At 76.8% G+C, this 3026-nt stretch carries 2 protein-coding genes; both read left to right on the top strand.

Annotated elements, in window-relative coordinates; all coding sequences use genetic code 11:
* On the top strand, window positions 1-2786 hold a 2786-nt coding region (lanL, locus tag ACJA3G_RS34045; protein ID WP_406556895.1), incomplete at its 5' end, for a class IV lanthionine synthetase LanL.
* Between the two features lie 76 nt (window positions 2787-2862).
* On the top strand, window positions 2863-2988 hold the full coding sequence (locus ACJA3G_RS34050) for an ALQxL family class IV lanthipeptide (RefSeq protein WP_358831239.1): 126 nt from the start codon (window positions 2863-2865) through the stop codon (window positions 2986-2988).
* Window positions 2989-3026 lie beyond the last annotated feature (38 nt).

Consider the following 3026-nt stretch of genomic DNA (forward strand, 5'->3'; position numbering starts at 1 on the left):
TCCCCGGGCCCCGGCAGGCACGCGCCGAACGTCCGGCGGACCTCGCGCTCCTGCCCGATGTGGTCCGCGCCGCCATCGCCCGGTCCGCGCCCGGGACCGACGCGCCGGGCGGGCACCCGGAGTGGACCGTGGAGCAGGGCGACTTCTGGTGCCATGTGGTGCCCGCCGGGACGGCCCGCCGCGCCCAGGGCTGGAAGCTCCATGTCTCGGCCACCCCGCTCGCCGCACCCGTGACCCTGGCCCGCTGCGCCGAGGTGCTCGTCGCCCACCGCGCCGCCTTCAAGTTCGCCGGCACCCCCACCCGCGTCGCGGCCCTCGTCTCCGGCCGCTACGAGCGCGGCGGGGGCGGCAAGTTCCTCACCGTGTACCCGGCCGACGACGACCACTTCCGGCTGCTCGCCGAGGAGTTGCACCTGGCCACCGAGGGCTTGCCCGGCCCCGCCGTCCTCTCCGACCGCCGCTACCGGCCCGGCAGCCAGGTCTACTACCGGTACGGCGTGTTCACCGCCACCCCCGCCCTGACCGTCGACGGCTGCTTCGCCGCCCGGCTCACCGACCCCGGGGGCCAGCCCGTCGCGGACGAGCGGAACGCCTGGTTCAGCCCGCCGGCCTGGGCGGGCGACCCCTTCCCCGGCCGCCCGGCCGCCCCGGCGCGCAGCACGGCCACGGCCAAGCCGGTCCTGCTCAACGACCGCTATCTGGTGCGCGGCGCCATCCAGCACTCCAACAAGGGCGGGGTGTTCCGCGCCGAGGACACCACGACCGGCGCTCAGGTCGTGCTCAAGCAGGCACGGCCCCACGTGGGGGCGGGCCTGGAGGGTCTCGACGTCCGCGATCTGCTGCGCCGGGAGGCGGCCCTGCTCGACCGCATCGGGAGGACCCACCCCGACCGCGTCCCCCGCCTCGTGGAGGTGTTCGAGCAGCAGGGCAGCGAGTTCCTGGCCGTCGAGTCGGTCCCCGGCGCGACCCTGCGGCGCACGGTCGCGGACCGGACGGCGCGGGACGGGACGGGCTGCCCCGACGACCGTACGGCCGACTCCCTGGTGGGACAGCTGGTCGGCCTGGTTGCCACCGCCCATGAACTCGGCGTCACCCTCCACGACTTCAACCCCAACAACGTGATGGTCACGCCCGAGGGCCGGCTCCTGCTGATCGACCTGGAGATGGCCGCGCGGGAGGGCGAACGCTGGGTCCTGGGCGCCACCCCCGGCTACACCGCCCCCGAACTGCGCGCCCTGGACCAGGTGGCGCCCGCGTCGGCGCCGGCCGTCGACCTGTACGCCCTGGGGGCGACGATCCTGCACGCCCTGAGCGGCGCCGACCCGCTCTTCGCGCCCGACCTGCCGGCCGCCCGGCCGGAGGAGGAGCGGCTGGCCGCCCTGGTGGAGCTCGTGTCCCGCGACAACGCGCTCGTACGCCGCTTCTCCCCGCTGATACGGGGACTGATGCGGGACGACCCCGCCGACCGCTGGACCCTGGAGCGGGCACGGCGGTTCACCACCGGCGCCACGCGCCCGGCCGCCGTACCCGCCTCGGCACCGCAGCGGACCGAACCCGCGCGGATCCGCGCACGGCTGCTGCACGACGGCCTCGCCCACCTCCTCGCCACCATGCGACCCGGTCACGCCGAACGGCTCTGGCCCTCGGAGGCGTTCGGCGACACCTGCGACCCGGTGGCCCTGCAGCACGGCTCGGCGGGCGGCGTGAGCGTACTGGCCCGGGCCCTGCGCCACTGGGACGAGGACGGCGGAGCGTCGGCCGTCACCCGGGAGGCGCTGCGCGCGGGCCTGGTGACCGCCGCGTCCTGGACGGCGGACCGGCAGGACGCCCTGCCCAGCGGCCTGCCCGGCCTGCACTTCGGCCGCTCGGGCACCGCCTGGGCGCTGCTGGACGCCGCCCGGGCCCTGGACGACCCCGCGCTCGCCGCCCGCGCCACCACGCTCGCCCTCGCCCTCCCCGTCGAGTGGCCCAACCCCGACGTCTGCCACGGCGCGGCCGGATCGGGCCTGGCCCAGCTGCACTTCTGGCGGACCACCGGGGACCCGCGCTTCCTCGACCGCGCCGCACGGGCCGCCGACGGGCTCCTCGCGGCGGCCCGCCGCACCCCCGAGGGGACCTTCTGGCCGGTGCCGGACGACTTCGCCTCCGCCCTCGCGGGAGCCTGGCACTACGGCTTCGCGCACGGAGTGGCGGGCGTCGGCACCTTCCTCCTGCTCACGGCCGGGGCCACGGGGGAGAAACGCTTCCTCGACGCGGCCGTCGAGGCGGGCACCACACTGGTGGCCGCAGCCCGGTCCGGACCCGCGGGCGCCCTCTGGCCGGTCGACCGCGCCCGCCATCTCTCCGGGACGCCGGAGCTCGCCCGGCACTGGTGCAACGGCTCGTCCGGAGCGGGCACCTTCCTGGTGCGGCTCTGGTCGGCCACCGGCGCCCACGACGACGCCCTGCGCGCACAGGTGGAGGACGCGGCTCTCGCCGTGCGGGCGGGCCGGACCACCGACTCCACCTCGACCTGCCACGGGCTCGCGGGCAACGCCGAGTTCCTGCTCGACGCGGCCGAGTCGACGGGCGAGGCACACCACCGCGCCGCCGCGGAGCTGCTGGTCGAGCACCTGGCCGCGCAGGCTGTGCTGCACGACGGCCGGCTGCTGGTGCCGGACGAGAACCGCAGGACGGTGCTCGCCGAGTACGCCGGCGGCCTCGGCGGAAGCCTCTCGCTGCTGCTGCGCATGCGGTTCGGCGGCCCCCGCGCCTGGCTGCCCGAGGGCGACCACGCCCACCCCTGAGACTCCGGCGGCCACCCGGCCGCCGGCCGCCGGACCCACCGGGCCCGGCACGCACTCCCGAACGAAGGAGCCCATCATGATGGAGCACGACATCGACGCCCTCCAGGTCCTGCCCGAGGACGTCCGCACCGAGAGCCTCGGCGGCGAGGAGCACGCCGCCGCGCTGATCACCTCCTGCCGCATCCACATGAGCGGCTGCTGACCCACCGGTGGAGGGGACGGGCCCCCCGTCCCGCCCCC

The sequence above is a fragment of the Streptomyces sp. YS-3 genome (assembly GCF_045257485.1).
GTDB lineage: Bacteria > Actinomycetota > Actinomycetes > Streptomycetales > Streptomycetaceae > Streptomyces.